Raw genomic sequence first — 18,997 nt, 5'->3', positions numbered from 1 at the left:
TAGCAGCAAAAGACTTACTTTTGTAAGTTCTTTTTGTCGAGGCTAGGGTCTTTAATTTCTACATATGCATTAGCACGTACTTCTCGTAACCAGCTATCAACTTCGGTATTGAATTGACGCTCACCTAAAATTTGACGTGCCATACGCTCTTGATATTCATGAGTCATATCTTTTTCGCGTTTATCTGTCACTTGTAGAATATGCCAGCCAAATTGAGTTTGGAAAGGCTCACTAATTTGACCTACAGGAATTTCCTGCATTTTTTTGTCAAACTCAGGAACCATCATACCTGGTGTAACCCAACCTAAACTACCGCCATCACGTGCTGAACCTGTATCATTTGAATAGGTTGCAGCAAGCGTAGCGAAATCTTGTCCCGCCTTTAATCGCTTGTAAATGCTGTCAATAATTTGTTTCGCATTTTCAGGACTTACCACTTCAGATGGCTGAATAAGAATATGGCGAGTTTGATATTGCGGTACTAATGCTTTTTGTTCATTTTGCTTGCGTTCTAAGAGTTTTAGAACATGTACACCATCACGTACAGAGATTAAATCAGTTGTTTGACCATCTTGCAGTGGAGTAATACGAGCAGCAAGCTCTGCTGGAATATCAGAAAGAGGGCGGAATCCCATATCTGCACCTTCAACTTTTACAGTCGCAGTGGAAAGCTTTTTGAGAGCATTTATGTCATTGCTTTGAGCAAGCTTTGAACGGACTTCCTTAGCTACATTCTGAACTTCTTGAGGGTTGTCTCCAGCAATTCGCATATGAATCACGTGAGCCTGATTACCTAGAGCAGCTTGTCCTTGTGGAGACTTTAAAAAATTGTCGACATCTTGGTCACTAATTTTAATACGAGACATCACTTGTTGCTGACGTAGGCGATTAATTGCTAAATCTTCAGCAATACGGCCTCGTAAGTTTTCATATGTTCCTGGAGCAATTGCATCTAACTTTTGTTGAAAGGCTTCTAGACTTTTACTGCCAGATTGACTTGCTACTTTTAGTACTGCCTCGTTTAGACTTTTCTCATCAGGTTTAATGCCATAACGTTTTACTTGTTCAAGTTGAGCTTGACGTAAGATGAGTTGATCTAAAACCTGAAATTGTAGGTATTGTTGAGGGGGTACTTCTTTTTTTTGTGCTTGCAATTCGTGAGCAGCTTCAGCCATTCCTTGTTCAAGGTCACTTTTTAAAATTACGCTATTGTCCACAATTGCCACAACTTCATCAGTGGGTTGGGCAAAACTATGCATTGATGAAGATATTAATACAGCAAGGGTTGTTGCTTTAAAAAACTGTTTAAGATGCTTTGCCTTCATTAACGTTGTGTCCAAGATTGATTAATTTTGTTAAAACCTAAAACGCGATTTTCAAGTATAGACGCGAGTTTATTGTTTAAACCACCTAAACCTTTAAGCGTAATTTCAGCCATAATCGCGCGTTTCTCGTTAACATTAGGAGATTTTGGATCATCAAGGTCGTTATAGTAAGAACGGCCATAGACTGAGATACCCCAGCAACATGATTCATAGTTAACACCTAATAACAGCTCACGAGCCACATCATTGTCCATGTCATATTGAACAAGACCCATAATACGCCAGTTGTCTTTAATTGGTTGTATAAAGGATGCAACAACTTGATCATAAGTTTCTTGACGACCAGGAATATTTTTGCGATAGAAGTAACCTAAGTTGTATAGGTTGCCTTTGTCACCTGTATAGTAAACTTGGAAGTCTCGCTGAGCGTTATCACCGTTTGACATCCATGCTGAATTTGCTCCAATAGTAAAGTTCTGGTTGAGTTGGCTTGTTAAGCTTACAACTGGTCCTGTATTGCGCTCAGTATCAAATGCATCGGGTTGATTTTGTAGAGTTACACGTCGATCTTCAAAATAATAGCTTTGGCCTACACTTGCACGTAAACGTTCTAAGCCCACCGTATCAAATAAACTATAACTTACACCCAATGATAAGAAATTGTTGTCTTCAAGGCGGTCATGTCCATAGAAGCGGTAAGGGTTAAATAATTGATCGTAATTAACCGATGCTGAAGTTGAGTCAAAGTTTGGATAACTGTTCTGATTTTTATAAGGAGCATAAGCGTAAAAAGCACGAGGTGTAATGGTTTGGAGATATTTACCATCGCGCTCAAATGTCAGACCTGTATCTAAAGTAAACTGGGGTACAACAACTGATTTGGATTCTGAACTAGCATCTAAGTCTTGTGAGGCAATACTGTCTTTGTCATAGAAAGTCTGAATAGAACGTACAGACACTTCAGGGATAACGAAAGCCGCTGGTGTACGATAGTTATAACGTGTTGCGAACTGGTTATAAATACGCGTACCACTACTTTCCTGAGCAGAACCATCATTAATTGATTTTTTGAAGTATGCCGTATCGTTATTAAATTCGTATTGTAAACCTTGTGGGTTACCTGTGACATAGTTTAATAAGAACTGTGGTAAACGGGCATAAGGTTTGTTTGCATCCAGAACTGAAGGGTCTAGTGTCTGGAAGTCCTCAACTTTAAGCTGAGCTTTTAAACCTGGAATGCCATGCTGGTAGTTCAGCTCCCAAGCTCTACGAAGATTTACATCAGTTTTAGAGTTCGGACTGCTGTCTAAGTCTGCAAAATAATCTTTATCAGATGCATAGTGATATTCAAGGTTGGTAGACCATTGATCATTAATATTCCAATTGTGGAGGAAATTAAAATCTTTACGGTCTTTATCGTTATATTCTTTATCAGATGGAAGAATACCGCCTGATATTACCCCTGCACCAAATCCATCCGTTAAATAGCGAAATTCACCTTTGAGCATAGCTCCACGTTCTGATAGATATCGTGGAGTAATCGTTGCATCATAATTAGGTGCAAGATTTAAATAAATTGGAACAGAAAGTTCACCGCCACCACCACTATTTGAGAAACCCGAGAAACCAAACTGAGGGTTAAGAATACCTGTAGTTCGACGGTCATCAATTGGGAAGTTAAAGTATGGGACTGCTATAACTGGAACATCTTTAACATAGATCTTTGCATTGCGAGTGACGCCTCGACCAGTTTCCTGATTCAGCTCAATTTTATTAGCCTGAATTTTCCAAGCAGGTTTTTGACCTGGTGGACAAGTGGTATAGCTTGCATCATTAAGAACCATTACATTTGGAGATGTTCTTTCGATTTTTCCAGCGTGACCATGTGCATGCTGCTGTTCAGAAATATAAAAACTATTATTTAAATCGCCAGTTTGAGTCTTTAAATTGTAATTAATTTCATCACTTTGAGAGAGTAAGCCGCCTTGGGCTAACTGAACTCGACCTTGTGCATGAGCAAATGTTTGAGTTTTATCGATGGTAACTTTATCGGCACGAACAGTACGACCTTCTTGGTCTATTACTACGTTTCCTTCTAGCTCAGAGTCGCCAGCAGGGTTGTAATGACCGTAATCGGCAGTTACAACCGATGTAGCCTTATCTGCATCTAATGCTTTAGTTTCAGGATTGATTGGTGTAATCCAAGTTCCTTGGCAAAATGCCGAACTCAAATATTTATTATTGCGCAACTGCGCCTCAGGTGCAGATTTATCAACATAATATTGTTGAAAGAATTCCTGCCCTGGATAGGCTTCCTTAATACTCGCCTTAAGTTGATTATTGTCTATGTTGGAGACAACACCAGCTGACTCAGCATAACTTGATTGTATGGAGCCACATAAGAGCGTAAAAATAGCGGTCGCTAAAGGATTAAATTTAAACTGATGCTTCATTGTCTCATTAACCAAGTATGCTAATTCACAATTAATTATTGTCGCATCATAGAGAAAAAGTTTATAAGTGGCTACACTTAACCCTTCAAAAATCTCAGCTTGTTTTAGATTTTATTGCAAATGAATACACAACGTGAACAATTGATACATACATGGCTTACATCTGTTCTTGAAAATGATCAATTTCAGATCGCTTATTTAGCAGGGGATGCCAGCTTTCGTCGTTATGCTCGCATCCAGTTACAAAATAAAACGTATATGCTTATGGATGCGCCTCCTGAAAAAGAAGACTGTGTTCCGTTTGTAACGATTGACGAGTTTTTTGCGGGTCATGGGGTTCGAGTACCTCAGATTGTTGCAAAAGATTTAACTCAAGGTTTTCTGTTGTTAGAAGACTTTGGTGATGTACTGTTGTCGACATTATTGAATGATGCAACAGTTGATCAATACTACGAGCAAAGCTTTAAGCAGCTCACTCATTTGCAATCAATTAATGGTACTGATCATTTCCCAGCTTATTCTTATGAAAAGCTTGTGTCTGAAATGCAGCTATTAACGGATTGGATGTTGCCATCACTTGGGATTCATCCAACGGCTGAGCAAAAGAAAACTATTGATGATGCATTTGATTTCTTAGCTCATGCTGCATTGGCTCAGCCTCAAGTTATTGTGCATCGTGATTTTCATAGTCGTAATTTAATGAAAATTACCAATGAAGAGGAATTGGGAGTAATCGATTTCCAAGACGCGGTTATTGGTGCCGATACTTATGATTTAATCTCGATTACACGTGATGCATATGTGCAGTGGAACGCTGAGCGTGTTTATCAATGGTTTAAAGTTTTCTATGAGCTTTTACCAGCATCTGCTAAACAAAACCGAACTTTTGAGCAATTTAAGCGTGATGCCGATTTAATGGCAATTCAACGCCATATCAAAATTTTGGGTATTTTTGTCCGTTTGTTTGAGCGAGATGGTAAGTCTGGATATTTAAAAGACTTGCCGCGAGTCATGTGGTATTTACTTGAAGAGAGCCGTGGTTACGCTGAACTTGACGAGTTTATGGTATTTATAAATAACATAGTAATGCCTAAATTTATCGAGAAATATGGTCCCTATGAGGTAGCCGCATAATGAAAGCAATGATTCTTGCTGCTGGCTTGGGCAATCGTATGCGTCCACTCACGTTATATACACCAAAGCCTCTGCTTGAGGTCGGCGGTAAACCACTTATTGTGTGGCATATTGAAAAACTTAAGAATATGGGTGTGACCGAAATAGTCATCAATTCTGCGTGGTTAGCAGACAAACTCATCAGTAGCTTGGGAGATGGCTCTCAATTTGGTGTGGACATTCGTTGGACACGAGAAGAAGAAGGGCTAGAAACAGCTGGCGGAATTATTAATGCTTTGCCTTTGCTTGGAACAGACCCTTTTATTCTAGTGAATGGAGATGTATGGACCACAATGGATTTTGAAGCTCTACGCGATATTAAGCTAAATGATGATTTGGCTCATCTTGTGTTAGTTGATAATCCTAAACAACATCCTGACGGCGACTTTACATTATTGGATGGGCGCGCTTTTGCATTCGATCAAGATGTGAAGGGTGAGAACCTCACTTTTAGTGGTGTATCTGTTATCCATCCTAAGCTTTTTGATGGATTGGAACCTGGTAAACGTCCTTTAGCTCCACTATTAAAGCAAGCGATGCAAAATCAAAAGGTATCTGCTGAAAAGCTTAAGGGTGCATGGGTAGATGTGGGGACGCCAGAACGCTTAATGGAGCTAGATTTGCAAATTCGTGAAGGCTTCTACGATTAACTGCGTAATCGCTAATCGTTAAATAGTGTTCCACGATGCATAAATGGGTATACTTTGTTTTAAATTTTACTTAGATGTTATCTGTTTATGCATCCATTTTTTCAAGAGTTACAACAGGGTAGTCAAAAATTAGGTTTGTCGCTTAGCGATGAAGCTTTGACATTATTGTTGAAGTATCAAGATGCTTTGGTACTTTGGAATAAAGCTTATAATCTAACAGCGATTCGTGATCCGAAAGAAATGTTAGTGAAGCATTTGTTAGATAGCCTAAGTATTTTGAAAGATTTGCCAGCAGGCCGGTTACTCGACGTAGGTACAGGTGGCGGTATGCCAGGCATGATCATTGCATTATGTCAGCCGGAACGCTCATGTGTATTGCTTGATTCAAATGGTAAGAAAATTCGTTTTTTGAAACAGTTTATTGCTGACCTTAAGCTTAAAAACGTAGTAGCTGTGCAAACACGTGTTGAAAATCAAGATACAATTGATGAGCTTGGCCAATTTGATGTGATTACAAGTCGTGCATTTGCATCGTTAACTGATTTTGTTGATGCTGCGCGTCCATATTTGCATGAGCAGAGTATAATTGCTGCGATGAAAGGACTGATTCCAGTTGAAGAAATGGAAGAGCTTAAGCAGGAATTTTCATGTAAAGTGATTGAACTGCATGTACCAAGACTTGATGAACAACGTCATTTACTTTTACTTCAACGAATTTAAATAAAAAGTATTAGGGTTACCATGGCTCAAATTATTGCGATTGCAAACCAAAAGGGTGGTGTTGGTAAAACAACGACTGCAGTAAATCTTGCAGCATCACTTGCTGTATTGAAAAAACGTGTGTTACTTGTTGATATAGATTCACAAGGTAATGCCACGATGGGGTCTGGTATTCAAAAGAATGATCTACTTTACTCAATCACTGATGTTTTATTGGGTGAAGTGCCAATTGAAACTGCAATTCAAAAGGCAGAGGTTGGATATAAAGTTTTGGGTTCAAACCGTGAGCTTTCTGGTGTTGAGCTGGCAATTGCCGAACAAGAAGGCCGTGAATTCATTTTAAAGAATGCTCTGAACGAAGTTAGAAATTCTTTTGACTACATTATTGTTGACTGTGCACCTAGCTTAAGTTTAATTACGGTAAATGCCTTAGCTGCCGTAGATAGTGTAATCATTCCTATGCAATGTGAGTACTATGCATTAGAAGGTTTGGCTGATTTAACCCAAACTATCGATCGTATTCAAAAAGCATTAAATCCTGATTTAGAAATTATTGGTGTTTTACGCACAATGTATGATGCGCGTAATGCTTTAACTCGTGATGTATCAGCTGAGTTAGAACAGTATTTTGGTAAAAAGCTTTATGACACCGTGATTCCTCGTAACGTTCGATTGGCTGAAGCGCCTGCACACGGTTTGCCAGTTATTTATTTTGAAAAGAGTTCAAAGGGTGCAGTTGCATACTTAAATCTTGCAGCTGAGATGTTAAAGAAAAGTAAAGTAAAGAAAGGAAGTAAAGTATGAGCATCAAAAAACGCGGATTGGCGAAAGGGCGTGGTTTAGATGCATTACTTGGTTCAATTCAAAAAGAAAAATTACAGCTAGAAGCTCAAGCACTGGATCACGGGCAGTTAAAGCAAATTGATGTGAATTTGTTGAAACGAGGTGAATATCAGCCACGTCGTTTTATTCATGAGCATGATTTGCAAGAGTTGGCATCCTCTATTGAAAAACATGGGGTAATGCAACCAATCGTTATTCGTCCTGTAGATGATGAAGCTCATCCTTATGAAATCATTGCAGGTGAGCGCCGTTGGCGTGCAGCACAAATTGCTGGTTTAACTGAAATTCCAGCAATTGTTCGTGATTTAAATGACCAAGTTGCGATTGCTTTAGCACTTATTGAGAATATTCAACGTCAAGATTTAAACCCAATTGATCAAGCCTTGGCATTGCAACGTTTTCATGATGAGTTTGGTTTAAGTCATCAGGAAATTGCCGATACTGTAGGTAAGGCGAGAACAACAGTCAGTAACTTGTTGCGTCTATTGAGTTTGGCTGATGATATTAAAGAATTTATGCAAAAAGGTCAGCTTGATATGGGCCATGCTCGTGCGATCCTGACCTTAAAAGGTAAAGAGCAACTTGAAGTTGCCAACATTGTTATCGAAAAAGGATTATCTGTTCGTCAGACTGAGCAGTTGGTTCGTGATTGGAACGAACCTAAACAGGAAAAGGAAAAAACTCCTGTTGCACCAGATATCGAGCAATTGACACAGAAACTCTCTGAACGATTTGGTGCCAATGTTAAAATTGATCATAACCAGAAAGGTAAAGGTAAACTTGTTATTCATTATCATTCACTCGATGAGTTAGATGGTATTTTGAATATTTGTTTACCAGATTAATTCTAAGTTAGGTCATATATTTCTAATTTATATTCTTGGGGAAGAAAATATGTGGGAACTTGTGAAAGCGGGCGGCTGGTTAATGCTGCCTTTAATTTTGTGTTCAATTTTAACAGTCGCTATTAGTATTGAGCGTTTTATACGTTTAAGACGTTCACAAGTTTTGCCTAAAGCACTGATGAGTGATGGTAGTGCAGATATTTCTCATATCATCACGAATTTAGAGCAAGATACTGATGCCCCAAGCACAGCATTAGGAAATATTCTAAAAGCTGGTTTTGAGCATCAGGAGCATGGAGAGCAATTTGCTCGGGCTCAAATGGAAGCAATGGCTTCTCAAGAAATTTCTTATTTAGAAAAAAATATTAACTTCTTGGGAACTTTAAGTGCTATTGCACCTTTACTTGGGTTACTTGGAACGGTTGTAGGGATTATTGAGTCTTTTCTTGTGATTGATTTTGGTTCGGCAGGTAGCCCAAGCTTAATGATTCCTGGTATTTCAAAAGCATTGATCACGACAGCGGTTGGTATGCTCATTGCAATTCCTGCTCTTATTTCATATCGCTATTTTCAAAGAGTGGTGCAAAATTACATTGCGGAGTTAGAGCAGCAATCTACACTCTTCCATGCATCGTTGTTTTACAAGCGTTCTTCAGTTGCGCAAGAACATCGCCGTGTTGGTTGATGGGTAGGGAACAAATATGAAGTTTAAACGTTCTCAAGTTGAAGACATTCATATCAATTTGACGCCTATGATTGATTGTTTGCTGTTCATTCTGGTGTTTTTATTGTTATCTACCACTTTTAATCAGCCAAGTCGCATCAATTTAACTTTACCAGATGCCCAAGGTGTCCCACCAAAACAGTACGATCATAAAATTGAAGTCGTGGTAGACTCTAGCGGTCATTACGCTGTCAACGGTCAGGCATTATCTAGCAAAGATGTGGCTGATTTGAGCACTGCAATTAAGCAAATTGCTCAAGAGCGCCGTGATTTTATGTTTATCATCGCTGCTGATGCAAAAGCGTCTCATCAGGATGTTATTCGCGTTATGGATGTAGCAGGACAACTCGGTTTTGTTAACATCAATATTAGTACCAAAGTTCCTTCTAGAGGTTTTTCTGAGTGAATCAAGATTTTAAGGTTTATTTGCGTCTCATATCTTATTTAAAACCTTATTGGGGCGTGGCCTTATTAGTTCTTATCGGATTCGGTATGAACTCGGCAACAGAGGTTTCTGTTGCTAAGCTCATTAAATTTATTATTGATGCAATTCAAAATGCGAGTAGAGCGGATCTGGATTGGTTCCCTTTATTAATCATTTTATTGGTATTTTTCCGTGGCCTAGGCCTATTTATGGGTGGCTACTATACTGCTGTTATCTCACGTAGTTTAGTTTTTAGCATTCGCCAAGAAGTTTATGCAAAACTTTTAAGACTACCAGCTCAATATTATCTCGATAACTCTTCGGGACATATCACAGCCAAAATTATGTATAACGTCGAGCAACTGACAGCTGCTTCATCGGAGTCATTAAAAACCATCGTTCGAGATGGCATGATTACGCTGGGATTGTTAGGTTATTTGTTTTATACAAATTGGCGTCTGACTCTTTGTATTATGGTGTTCTTACCTATTATTGGTGTTTTGGTGCGTAGAGCTTCAAAAAGAATGCGTAAACTTTCACTACAAGTTCAGGACACTATGGGGGATGTTAACCATGTAGTTCAAGAAAGTATTAGTGGTAGTGCAGTTGTTAAAAGTTTCGCTGGTGAAGAGTCAGAACAAGAGCGTTTTTATAAGTCATCTGAAGAGAACTTAAAACGCGGTTTAAAAATGGTGATTGTGCAAAACCTAAATAGCCCAGTGGTTCAAGTGGTCATGGCTTGTGCAATGGCTCTTATTGTATGGTTAGCCTTAAGACCACAAATTTTAGGTAATACAAGTGCGGGTGAGTTTGTTGCATATATTACGGCAGCTGGTCTTCTTTCTAAACCTGTTAAAAACTTAACTGATATTAATGAGAAGTTGCAGCGTGGTTTAGCGGCAGCACATTCAGTTTTTGAATTATTAGATTTACCTGAAGAAGAAAATAGTGGTCAGCTTAAACCTCAGTTGCAAGGTGCAATTCGTTTTGACCATGTTGTACTTAACTATGCTGATGGCACTCAGGCGATTAAAGATTTTTCTTTAGATATTCGTCCAGGTGAAACTGTTGCATTGGTAGGGCGCTCTGGTGCTGGTAAAACCTCTTTAGTGAACATGTTGGTACGTTTCCAAGAAGTCTCAAGTGGTCAAATTTATTTAGATGACTTGCCAATACGTGATATTGAGCTTTCAAGTTTACGTACACAAATTGCGATGGTAAATCAGCAAGTTGTTTTGTTTAACCGAACTGTACGTGAAAATATTGCTTATGGTCAGCTACACGATGCGAGCGATGAAGAAGTTATCGCAGCGGCAAAGGCTGCTTATGCCCATGACTTTATTATGAATTTACCAAATGGTTATGATACTGTCCTAGGTGCTCAAGGGCTAAATCTGTCGGGTGGCCAACGTCAACGTATAGCAATCGCTCGTGCAATTTTGAAAAATGCGCCTATTCTCGTTTTAGATGAAGCTACAAGTGCGCTTGATAACGAATCTGAACATTTTATTCAGCAAGCATTTGATGAGGCGATGCAAGACCGTACAACGATTGTGATTGCTCATCGTTTATCTACAATTGAAAATGCAGACCGTATTGTCGTATTAGATCGTGGACAAATTGTTGAACAAGGTACTCATCAAGAATTACTTGCTAAGCATGGTGCTTATTATCAATTACATCAGCGTAATTTTGAGGACAACTAAGCATGTCTTTAGCCCAGCTGATACAAAATGCATGGAATAAGCAATCAAATTGGTTGGTTGTTTTGCGTCCATTATCATGTTTGTATCGTGCTGGGTTTTTATTGAATCGTCATTTTTATAATTCAGGTTTTAAAAAGGTCTATGACGCGCCTGTACCGGTTATGGTGATTGGAAATATTACAGTGGGTGGTAGTGGCAAAACCCCATTATTAATAGAGCTGGTTAATTACTTAAAACAACATAACGTAAAAGTAGGTGTAATTAGTCGGGGCTATGGTGGAGTTGGTCCTTTTCCTATGTTGGTAACATCAGCCAGTCAGGCAGCTGAAGCAGGAGATGAACCTGCTTTGATTGTACAGTCAACTGGCGTACCTATGGCAGTAGGACCCAATAGACAAGCGGCAATCGAATTATTATTAGCATCGATGAAACTAGATTTAATTATTAGTGATGATGGATTGCAACATTGGGCATTAGGTCGTCAAATAGAATGGATCGTGCTTGATCAAAATCGTGGCCTTGGAAATAGAAAGTTATTACCAGAAGGCTATTTGCGTGAACCTGCTGAACGTTTAAAAACGGGTACAGTAATCGAACATGCATTTGCCCCATCAACAGCAATGCATATGCATCTGGATGCTGGACAACCTTACTTATTGAATCCTTCTTCAGCAACTGAATTATCATTCAATACTCAAAATAATTACCATGCAGTAGTTGGTATTGGTTTTCCTCAGCGCTTTTACCAAACACTTAAAGGTTTAGGTGTAAACCAATTTCAAGAGCATGCTTTTCGTGATCATCATGATTATGTTATTGATGACCTTTTATTTAATGATGACCAACCTATCATTACGACTGAAAAAGATGCTGTTAAGTTGTTGCCTTTACTTGAAAAGCGTCCAGAATTTAAACGGCCTATTTGGGTCGTACCTGTTAAAGCTGTTTTGTCTGAAGAGTGCTATCAGGTTTTAAATCAGCAATTGCAAAAGCTTGATATTCAAATATCTTAGGAAGAAAAAATGAAACACATCGTTATTCCAGCACGCTTCTCAAGTTCGCGTTTGCCAGGTAAGCCATTGTTACTTATTCATGACCGACCTATGATTTTACGCGTAGTAGATCAGGCAAAGAAAGTTGAAGGTTTCGATGATCTGTGTGTAGCAACCGATGATGAACGTATTGCTGAAATATGCCGTGCAGAGGGTGTTGATGTTGTTTTAACAAGTGCTGACCATCCATCGGGAACTGACCGTTTGAGTGAAGTTGCTTGTATTAAGGGGTGGGATGCGGATGACATTATTGTAAATGTACAAGGTGATGAGCCTTTACTGCCAGCTCAACTTGTTCAGCAGGTTGCGAAGCTTCTAGTTGAAAAACCAAATTGCTCAATGTCTACATTATGTGAGCCTATTCATGCTTTAGATGAGTTTCAGCGTGATAGCATTGTGAAAGTGGTTATGTCTAATCAAAATGAAGCTTTGTACTTTAGTCGTGCAACTATTCCTTATGATCGAGATGGTGCTAAACAAGCTGAACCAACTTTACATACCCAAGCATTTCGTCATTTAGGTTTATATGCTTATCGTGTGAACTTGTTACAAGAATATGTTACATGGGATATGGGTAAACTTGAAAAGCTAGAGAGTCTTGAGCAATTACGTGTTTTAGAAAACGGGCATCGTATTGCTATTGCTGTAGCAGAAGCGAATTTACCGCCAGGTGTTGACACCCAAGCAGATCTTGACCGTCTAAATAATATGCCTGTTGAGTCTTTTGAGTAAGTGTTAATTTAATGAATCAGAATGTGACTTCTAAGGTTTATCCGTGGCAACAGACAATGTGGGAAACGTTAACAACACGTTTTCCTAATATTGGGCATGGCTTATTATTTTATGGTAAACAAGGTTGTGGTAAGCATGCTTTTGCCAAGCATTTTTTAGCATGGGTACTTTGTTTAAATAAGCAGCCTCAGGGGGCTTGTGGAGAATGTAGTAGCTGTCAATGGTTAAAATCAGACACGCACCCGAACTATGTTCATATCACGACTGATGAAGAAAATAAAAAACAGAATGCAAAAATTAAAATAGAAAAAATTCGAGATTTATTGCCATTTGTACAGCAAACTGGTGAAGGATGGCGTGTTATTGTCATTGAACCAGCTGAAGCTTTAAATCTTGCATCATCAAATGCACTGTTAAAAACTTTAGAAGAACCCGGTGAGCGCGTTGTTTTAATTTTGTTGGCTGATCACTATTTGAAATTACCAGCTACCATTCGAAGTCGCTTACAGCATTTTGCTTTAGACCGTATTTCTTATGAGCAGGCAACATCTTATCTAAATGAGCATTTGGCTGAAAACGCGGCAGTACCACCTGAATTATTGTTAGGTCTTTCTAATGATATGCCTTTGCAAGCAGTCGAAATTGCTACTAGTGATTGGTTTGCGAAAAGACAAACATTTTTAGAAGACTGGACTAAGGTAGTTAACCAAAAAAATATGCCTTTATTTTATTCAGCTAAGTGGCAGAAAGAGCTCAACTTTAGCGATTTTATGATGCTTCTTGAATACTTGTTAGGGGATTTAATTTGTGTCAAGCTGAACCAACCACAGAAAAATATTGATTTACAATTTGATCAATTGGCACAAAACTATAATTTAGAAAGCTTATTCAGTCTTTATGAGGAATTACAGCAATCTAAAAGATTGGTTGAACAAAATGTACAAACACAACTCATCACAGATCAACTTTTTATAAAATTAATGAACGTTTAAGGGGAAACTATAATGCAACCACAAATGGGTGGAATTATTCAGGTCAATATTCCTGATAGAGCAACCTTACAAGCAAGCTATATGGGGTATGTGCAAGGTGGGGGCTTATTTGTGCCATCGAAGCAAAAAGTGAAGATGGGCCAAGAAATTTTTATTTTAGCTACGTTACCAGAACAATCACAAAAAATTCCTTTAACTGGTAAAGTAGTGTGGATTTCACATAAGCAAAGTGGATTTAAACCGCAAGGTTTCGCAATTCAATTGAGTGGTGATAAAGGAATTTACTATAAAGCTGAAGCTGAGCGGATTTTAGCTGGTAGTATGTCTTTAGATCGTCCAAGTTATACCATGTAAGCAGATAGGAAAGTACAGTGTTTGTTGATACCCATTGCCATTTAACAATGTTAGATTTAACGCCTTATAACGGTGATTTAGATCTTGCACTTGCTGCTGCACGAGCAGAAGGTGTCTCTAAGTTTATGGCAATTTCAGTTGACCTTGATGATCATGTTGCTTTAGCTGAAATCGCAAAGCGTCATGAAGATGTTGGGTATACGGTGGGTGTGCATCCTTGTGAGGATGTAGATACTATGGCTCGAGCAACGACTGAGTATTTGACTGAGTTAGCTCAATCAGAAAAAGTGTGGGCTTTAGGCGAAACAGGTTTAGATTATTACCACAGTACTGACTTTATTAATGAGCAAAAGGCTTGTTTTGCTCGGCATATTCAAGCCTCTAAAAATGTCAAAAAGCCAGTAGTTGTTCATACACGTTCAGCAAAACATGATACGGTGGATATTATTCGAGCTGAACAATCTTCGCATGGTATTTTGCATTGTTTTACTGAAGACTGGGAAACAGCAAAAGCCGTATTGGACTGTGGTTACTATATTTCCTTTTCAGGGATTGTTTCATTTAAAAATGCTCAAGATTTACGTGATGTTGCCAAGCAAGTACCTTTAGATCGACTCTTAATTGAAACAGATAGTCCTTATTTGGCTCCAGTGCCATATCGTGGTAAAACAAATGAACCAAAATACGTACCCTATGTAGCGAAAGCACTTAGTGATGTATATGATAAATCGATTGAGGAAATTGCAAGAATCACCTCGCAAAATTTCGAAAATTTACTCAAAGCGATTTAACTTATAGAAACTATATAAAGAGAGTAATTGCGTGAAGATGGACCGTCAAGCTCAGTTCCGAGCAAGAGAAGCATTAATATTTCAAGTTGCGGAACAGTTGTTGTTAGAAAATGGCGAAGCCGGAATGACACTTGATGTGCTGGCTGCTGAGCTTGATTTGGCAAAAGGCACCTTGTACAAACATTTTCAAAGCAAAGATGAATTGTACATGCTGTTAATTATTCGTAATGAGCGCATGTTACTTGAAATGGTCCAAGACACTGAAAAGGCTTTTCCAGAACATTTGGCTTTCTTTATGTTGCACCATTTGCACCATCCGGAACGAACAGTATTGTTTCATCAAATTGAAGAAAAGCTTTCGATTACTGCTCAAGGTGTACACCATCTTTTTAATGAACTCTATCAAGTGAGAAAGCAGCGCCTACGTATTATTATTCGTATGACTGATCATTATTTAGAGTCAATCCAGAGTCATATGACTACACGAGATTACTTAGCTTCAATCTGGTCGCTCACTCATGGGGCTGCTGCAATTCTGAATTCAAGTTTTTACCAACGTTATTTGGGTTCAAGAGATACTTTAAGAGTAGCTTATATTGATCAGGCATTGGCCTTACCGAAACAAGCAGTTGAGCAATATGCTTAATAGGTCGATATGAAATCGAAATCATTTCAATCACAAAAAGGCTTTACTCTTATAGAAGTGATGGTGGTCATTGTGATTATGACAATTATGACCTCACTTGTTGTCTTGAATATAGGTGGTATAGACCAAAAGAAGGCAATGCAGGCAAGAGAGTTATTTCTACTTGATTTGCAAAAAATTAATAAAGAATCACTAGATCAATCACGTGTATTAGCTTTAGAAACTCATGGTGAGACAGATGTCTCACCATTTTCTTATGAATTATATGAATATCACGATCAAAGTACCTTGCAAGTACAAGATATAAAAAACCAATGGCAGAAATACACTGAATTTAAAACACGGCAACTTCCTACGCATGTGTCTTTTTCTGTAGAACCCTTGGATGGCCAGAATTATTCTAAGGCTAAAAATACCGATTTAGTGGGGGAAAAAACACCTCAACTCATCTGGTTTGGTAATGGTGAAGCCAAGACCGTTAAAATACAATTTTATCTAGAACAAAAACCGATTGGTTCGGAAATACAAATAGATCACTTGGGTAAAATAAATGAAATCTAAAGGCTTTACCCTCTTAGAAGTTATGGTTGCTTTGGCAATCTTTGCTGTAGCAGCTGTCGCTTTAACTAAAGTGGCTATGCAGTACACTCAGTCTACCTCTAATGCGATTTTACGAACCAAAGCTCAATTTGTGGCAATGAATGAAATTGCTATGATGGAGATTAATCAAGAGTGGTTGCAGGGTACTCAAAGTAAGCAAGTAACCTCTCAAGGTGAGACTTGGCAGATTGATAAATCAGCTGAATCGACTGTTAGCCCTAATGTTCAAAAAATTGATGTACAAATTAGCTTATATGATCCGGATAAGGGAAAAGTACAAAACGGTATTACTCATATGGTCTTTTTTAATTATCCAGTGAAAGCAAAATAATGATAAAAAATAAATATTTTCACTATCGTAGCACAGCTGCGCATCTTGCGGCACGATCAGGAGTTGTGTCGACTGGCTATTCAGAGCATAGCTCTTCGTTTTGCGCTCAGACAAAGTGTAGCTTTAAAGACCCTCACACTCGAAACATGGTTTCTCGTCTTGCGGCGCGATCGAGCAGTGTTCGATTAACTCGCGCCTCAGGATTTACGTTGGTTGAGTTGTTGGTTGCTATAGCTATCTTTGCGGTCTTATCTTTATTAGGGTGGAAAATATTCGATTATTTGCTCAAGGTTCGTGATCGCAATGCCGTACATGAAGTGCATTTATTCGAGTTGCAAGATGCTTATCAACAAATTCTTCGTGATACTCTGCAAATTATTCCTTTATCGGCAAATCAGAGTGGGCAACTTCATCCAGCTTTAGAAATCGATAATCAAATTTTGCGTTTTAGCAAAGCAGGGGTAACTGATCCTTTAAAACAAGGGCTATCACCGTTTGAACGAATTGAGTATCGTTATGATGCGGAACAAAAAAAATTATATCGTCTTAAATATACCAATTTAAATACTTCGAATAGGGAGCAGCCTTTATCGAGTACCTTGTTAAGTCAAGTTGATCAATACCAAATTATGGTTTTGACTCCGCAAGAGGTAACAAAATGGCCCGAGGTTAATATTGATCCAACAAAGCCTAACGAGTTAAAAAAATTACCGAAAGGAATAAAAATCCAACTTACAGTAGCGGGAGTAAGTTATGAATGGATCTATAGCTTAAATCAAGGCAACTTGGCCCTTTCTCAGCAAGGTGGTTCATAATGGCTACTTATAAACACCAACGGGGTGTTGCTTTACTGACAATACTCATTATGGTCGCCTTAGCTACAATTTTAGCTGCTTCAATTGCTAAGCATCAAAATAATACTATGGAAAATACGGCTTACTTAATGCGTCAAAATCAGTCTCTACTCTATGCGAAAAGTGCAGAAGCATTTTTCTCGGAATTATTAATTCAAGATGCAAATAATGCAGGTGGAGTGGATCATTTAAAGGAGACATGGGCTCAACCTATGCCGCCGTTTCCAGTAGAAGATGGTTCTGTCTCTGGGCGTTTACTTGATGAATCGGGTAAATTTAATTTAAATAATTTGACCAACGGGGAAGGTGCCGTAAATGAAGACGCTAAAAGTTGGTTCGAGCGTTTGCTCGTAAGAGTGGGTTTACCTGCTGAGTTAAGTCAAGCTGTGATTGATTGGCAAGATCCAAATGATGAACCGGCTGGACCAATGGGAGCAGAAAGTATTTATTATCAAGGTTTAGATCCAAGCTATATGGTTGCGAATACTAAATTTCATCGTATTGAAGAGTTAAAACTGGTTAGAGGCTTTGATGGGAAAAAATATGATCTGATCGCCCCATATATTTCTGCTTTACCAGAAAATACAAAGTTAAATATTAATACTGCTTCACCATTGGTTTTAGCAAGTATTGATGAAAAATTAGATATTGGGGCTATTGAAAAAGAATTGCAGGCACGACAGCAAAATTTGAAGTTCTTCCAAAATGTTGATGAATTATGGCAATTGAGTGCTTTTTCAGCGGTTGATAGCCAAAAGAAAAAGCAGGCAAGTGGTCTTATTGATGTTAAATCCAACTTCTTTCAAGCTCAAATTGAAGTTGTTCTAAATAATAGGAAGCGTCAGTTTACTAGTGCTTTAATGCGAAAAGATAAGCAAGTATATGTCTATTCAAGAAGTTTGGCTCCATTTAACTAAATAAATTTATTGATATTTTTTTTGAGTCTGTAATACTTGAAACTTATTAATAAAAGGGATGGGGTCATATTTCTGTATAGACAGTATTTAAAGTAAAAATCAATATCTTCAAAATTCCTTCACATCTCTTATCATACTTTTTGCTAATTGTTTCTATTTGAAAAGTGGTGCGAAGTTTTTATCTTTTGCTTTATAATAATGTTCTTAGAAGGAATGATCGATTTGGCACATGTTAATTCGTAAGTTATTTAAGTTTGAAAATGCACATATAGTACGTAACTGTACATCGGATCGTTGTAAGCGATCGATTCATGGGCATAGTTATAAAGTCGAGTTATTACTTAAAGCTTCGAAATTAGATCATGGACAAATGGTATATGATTTTGGACTATTAAAAGGTGTCATTAAGGACCTTTTTGATAGTTTTGATCATGCGATTTGTTTCTGGGAAAAAGATGATCCGCAATATATCGATGCTTGTAAAACTTTTAGTGCGCGTTGGATTTCTTTACCGGTGTCGCCATCAGCCGAGCAATTTTCTCGTATCTTCTTCTATCTAGCTCAGCAAGTATTAAAATCAACCGTCACCCAAAACGGGGAAGGCGATGTTGAAGTTTATTCAGTGATTGTTCATGAAACCGATACGGGGTATGCCCAAAGTTTCCTTGAAGATATTCAAAATGAACAAATGGGGTTATTAAACCTTGAAGGAATTGTTTTTTCAGAACAAGTTCAATCTGAATGGACTGATCCACAAATGTATGAAAATTTAAAACAAGGGATTAAGTTTCAGAATCCACATGTTAACTTACAAGTAGAAGTGTAAGTTAACTTACTTTTGTTTTAGAAATGAAAATTGATCTAG

General features: G+C 38.2%; 21 protein-coding genes. 19 read left to right on the top strand and 2 right to left on the bottom strand.

What is annotated here, in order from left to right:
* Nucleotides 1–14 precede the first annotated feature (14 nt).
* Nucleotides 15–1,325, bottom strand: coding sequence for a peptidylprolyl isomerase (locus tag ACG59Z_RS06930; protein ID WP_396462982.1), 1,311 nt, complete (start codon nucleotides 1,323–1,325; stop codon nucleotides 15–17).
* Nucleotides 1,325–3,778, bottom strand: coding sequence for an LPS-assembly protein LptD (locus ACG59Z_RS06925; RefSeq protein WP_263613581.1), 2,454 nt, complete (start codon nucleotides 3,776–3,778; stop codon nucleotides 1,325–1,327). Before ACG59Z_RS06925 ends, ACG59Z_RS06930 begins: the two co-directional genes overlap by 1 nt.
* A gap of 120 nt (nucleotides 3,779–3,898) precedes the next feature.
* Between ACG59Z_RS06925 and ACG59Z_RS06920 the strand changes: the two genes are divergently transcribed.
* From ACG59Z_RS06920 to ACG59Z_RS06830, 19 genes are all read left to right on the top strand, one after another.
* A complete protein-coding gene (locus tag ACG59Z_RS06920; RefSeq protein ID WP_400198586.1) occupies nucleotides 3,899–4,912 on the top strand; it encodes an aminoglycoside phosphotransferase family protein in 1,014 nt (337 codons plus the stop codon).
* The gene (gene murU / locus ACG59Z_RS06915) at nucleotides 4,912–5,601 is read left to right on the top strand and encodes an N-acetylmuramate alpha-1-phosphate uridylyltransferase MurU (protein ID WP_396462984.1); all 690 of its coding nucleotides are present in this window, start codon (nucleotides 4,912–4,914) and stop codon (nucleotides 5,599–5,601) included. Before ACG59Z_RS06920 ends, murU begins: the two co-directional genes overlap by 1 nt.
* A gap of 87 nt (nucleotides 5,602–5,688) precedes the next feature.
* Entirely contained in the window at nucleotides 5,689–6,321 is a 633-nt protein-coding gene (gene rsmG / locus ACG59Z_RS06910; protein WP_032007248.1) for a 16S rRNA (guanine(527)-N(7))-methyltransferase RsmG, read from the top strand.
* 21 nt (nucleotides 6,322–6,342) lie between these two features.
* Entirely contained in the window at nucleotides 6,343–7,125 is a 783-nt protein-coding gene (locus tag ACG59Z_RS06905) for a ParA family protein (RefSeq protein WP_263613584.1), read from the top strand.
* Nucleotides 7,122–8,009: a ParB/RepB/Spo0J family partition protein gene (locus ACG59Z_RS06900; protein ID WP_396520663.1), complete on the top strand. Its 888-nt coding sequence runs from the start codon at nucleotides 7,122–7,124 to the stop codon at nucleotides 8,007–8,009. Before ACG59Z_RS06905 ends, ACG59Z_RS06900 begins: the two co-directional genes overlap by 4 nt.
* Nucleotides 8,010–8,058: 49 nt before the next feature.
* A complete protein-coding gene (locus tag ACG59Z_RS06895; RefSeq protein ID WP_396462986.1) occupies nucleotides 8,059–8,694 on the top strand; it encodes a MotA/TolQ/ExbB proton channel family protein in 636 nt (211 codons plus the stop codon).
* Nucleotides 8,695–8,710: 16 nt separating this feature from the next.
* Nucleotides 8,711–9,139, top strand: a complete 429-nt coding sequence (locus tag ACG59Z_RS06890; RefSeq protein ID WP_000669682.1) for a biopolymer transporter ExbD — start codon at nucleotides 8,711–8,713, stop codon at nucleotides 9,137–9,139.
* A complete protein-coding gene (gene msbA, locus ACG59Z_RS06885) occupies nucleotides 9,136–10,863 on the top strand; it encodes a lipid A export permease/ATP-binding protein MsbA (RefSeq protein WP_263613587.1) in 1,728 nt (575 codons plus the stop codon). Before ACG59Z_RS06890 ends, msbA begins: the two co-directional genes overlap by 4 nt.
* A 2-nt stretch (nucleotides 10,864–10,865) precedes the next feature.
* Nucleotides 10,866–11,876, top strand: a complete 1,011-nt coding sequence (gene lpxK, locus ACG59Z_RS06880; RefSeq protein ID WP_263613588.1) for a tetraacyldisaccharide 4'-kinase — start codon at nucleotides 10,866–10,868, stop codon at nucleotides 11,874–11,876.
* 9 nt (nucleotides 11,877–11,885) lie between these two features.
* A complete protein-coding gene (gene kdsB / locus ACG59Z_RS06875) occupies nucleotides 11,886–12,647 on the top strand; it encodes a 3-deoxy-manno-octulosonate cytidylyltransferase (RefSeq protein WP_263613589.1) in 762 nt (253 codons plus the stop codon).
* A gap of 11 nt (nucleotides 12,648–12,658) precedes the next feature.
* On the top strand, nucleotides 12,659–13,639 hold the full coding sequence (locus tag ACG59Z_RS06870; RefSeq protein WP_396520671.1) for a DNA polymerase III subunit delta': 981 nt from the start codon (nucleotides 12,659–12,661) through the stop codon (nucleotides 13,637–13,639).
* A 12-nt stretch (nucleotides 13,640–13,651) separates the two neighbouring features.
* Nucleotides 13,652–13,993 (top strand): PilZ domain-containing protein, encoded by a 342-nt coding sequence (locus ACG59Z_RS06865; RefSeq protein ID WP_001183024.1) that lies wholly within the window; start codon nucleotides 13,652–13,654, stop codon nucleotides 13,991–13,993.
* A 17-nt stretch (nucleotides 13,994–14,010) separates the two neighbouring features.
* The gene (locus tag ACG59Z_RS06860; protein ID WP_311087771.1) at nucleotides 14,011–14,784 is read left to right on the top strand and encodes a TatD family hydrolase; all 774 of its coding nucleotides are present in this window, start codon (nucleotides 14,011–14,013) and stop codon (nucleotides 14,782–14,784) included.
* A 37-nt stretch (nucleotides 14,785–14,821) separates the two neighbouring features.
* The gene (locus ACG59Z_RS06855) at nucleotides 14,822–15,430 is read left to right on the top strand and encodes a TetR/AcrR family transcriptional regulator (RefSeq protein ID WP_000375838.1); all 609 of its coding nucleotides are present in this window, start codon (nucleotides 14,822–14,824) and stop codon (nucleotides 15,428–15,430) included.
* A 9-nt stretch (nucleotides 15,431–15,439) separates the two neighbouring features.
* On the top strand, nucleotides 15,440–15,991 hold the full coding sequence (locus ACG59Z_RS06850) for a type II secretion system protein (RefSeq protein ID WP_263613592.1): 552 nt from the start codon (nucleotides 15,440–15,442) through the stop codon (nucleotides 15,989–15,991).
* Nucleotides 15,981–16,361, top strand: a complete 381-nt coding sequence (gene gspI, locus ACG59Z_RS06845; protein ID WP_019458993.1) for a type II secretion system minor pseudopilin GspI — start codon at nucleotides 15,981–15,983, stop codon at nucleotides 16,359–16,361. Before ACG59Z_RS06850 ends, gspI begins: the two co-directional genes overlap by 11 nt.
* Nucleotides 16,361–17,176, top strand: coding sequence for a type II secretion system minor pseudopilin GspJ (gene gspJ / locus ACG59Z_RS06840; protein WP_400198577.1), 816 nt, complete (start codon nucleotides 16,361–16,363; stop codon nucleotides 17,174–17,176). Before gspI ends, gspJ begins: the two co-directional genes overlap by 1 nt.
* On the top strand, nucleotides 17,176–18,132 hold the full coding sequence (gene gspK / locus ACG59Z_RS06835) for a type II secretion system minor pseudopilin GspK (protein ID WP_400198575.1): 957 nt from the start codon (nucleotides 17,176–17,178) through the stop codon (nucleotides 18,130–18,132). Before gspJ ends, gspK begins: the two co-directional genes overlap by 1 nt.
* Nucleotides 18,133–18,361: 229 nt before the next feature.
* Nucleotides 18,362–18,958, top strand: a complete 597-nt coding sequence (locus ACG59Z_RS06830) for a 6-carboxytetrahydropterin synthase (RefSeq protein WP_263613594.1) — start codon at nucleotides 18,362–18,364, stop codon at nucleotides 18,956–18,958.
* The last annotated feature ends 39 nt before the right edge of the window (nucleotides 18,959–18,997 follow it).

This window comes from Acinetobacter sp. ABJ_C1_1 (genome assembly GCF_044684115.1).
Lineage (GTDB): Bacteria > Pseudomonadota > Gammaproteobacteria > Pseudomonadales > Moraxellaceae > Acinetobacter > Acinetobacter nosocomialis_A.
The sequence above is the reverse complement of the archived record's forward strand: the minus strand, read 5'-3'. Positions and strand labels throughout refer to the sequence as shown.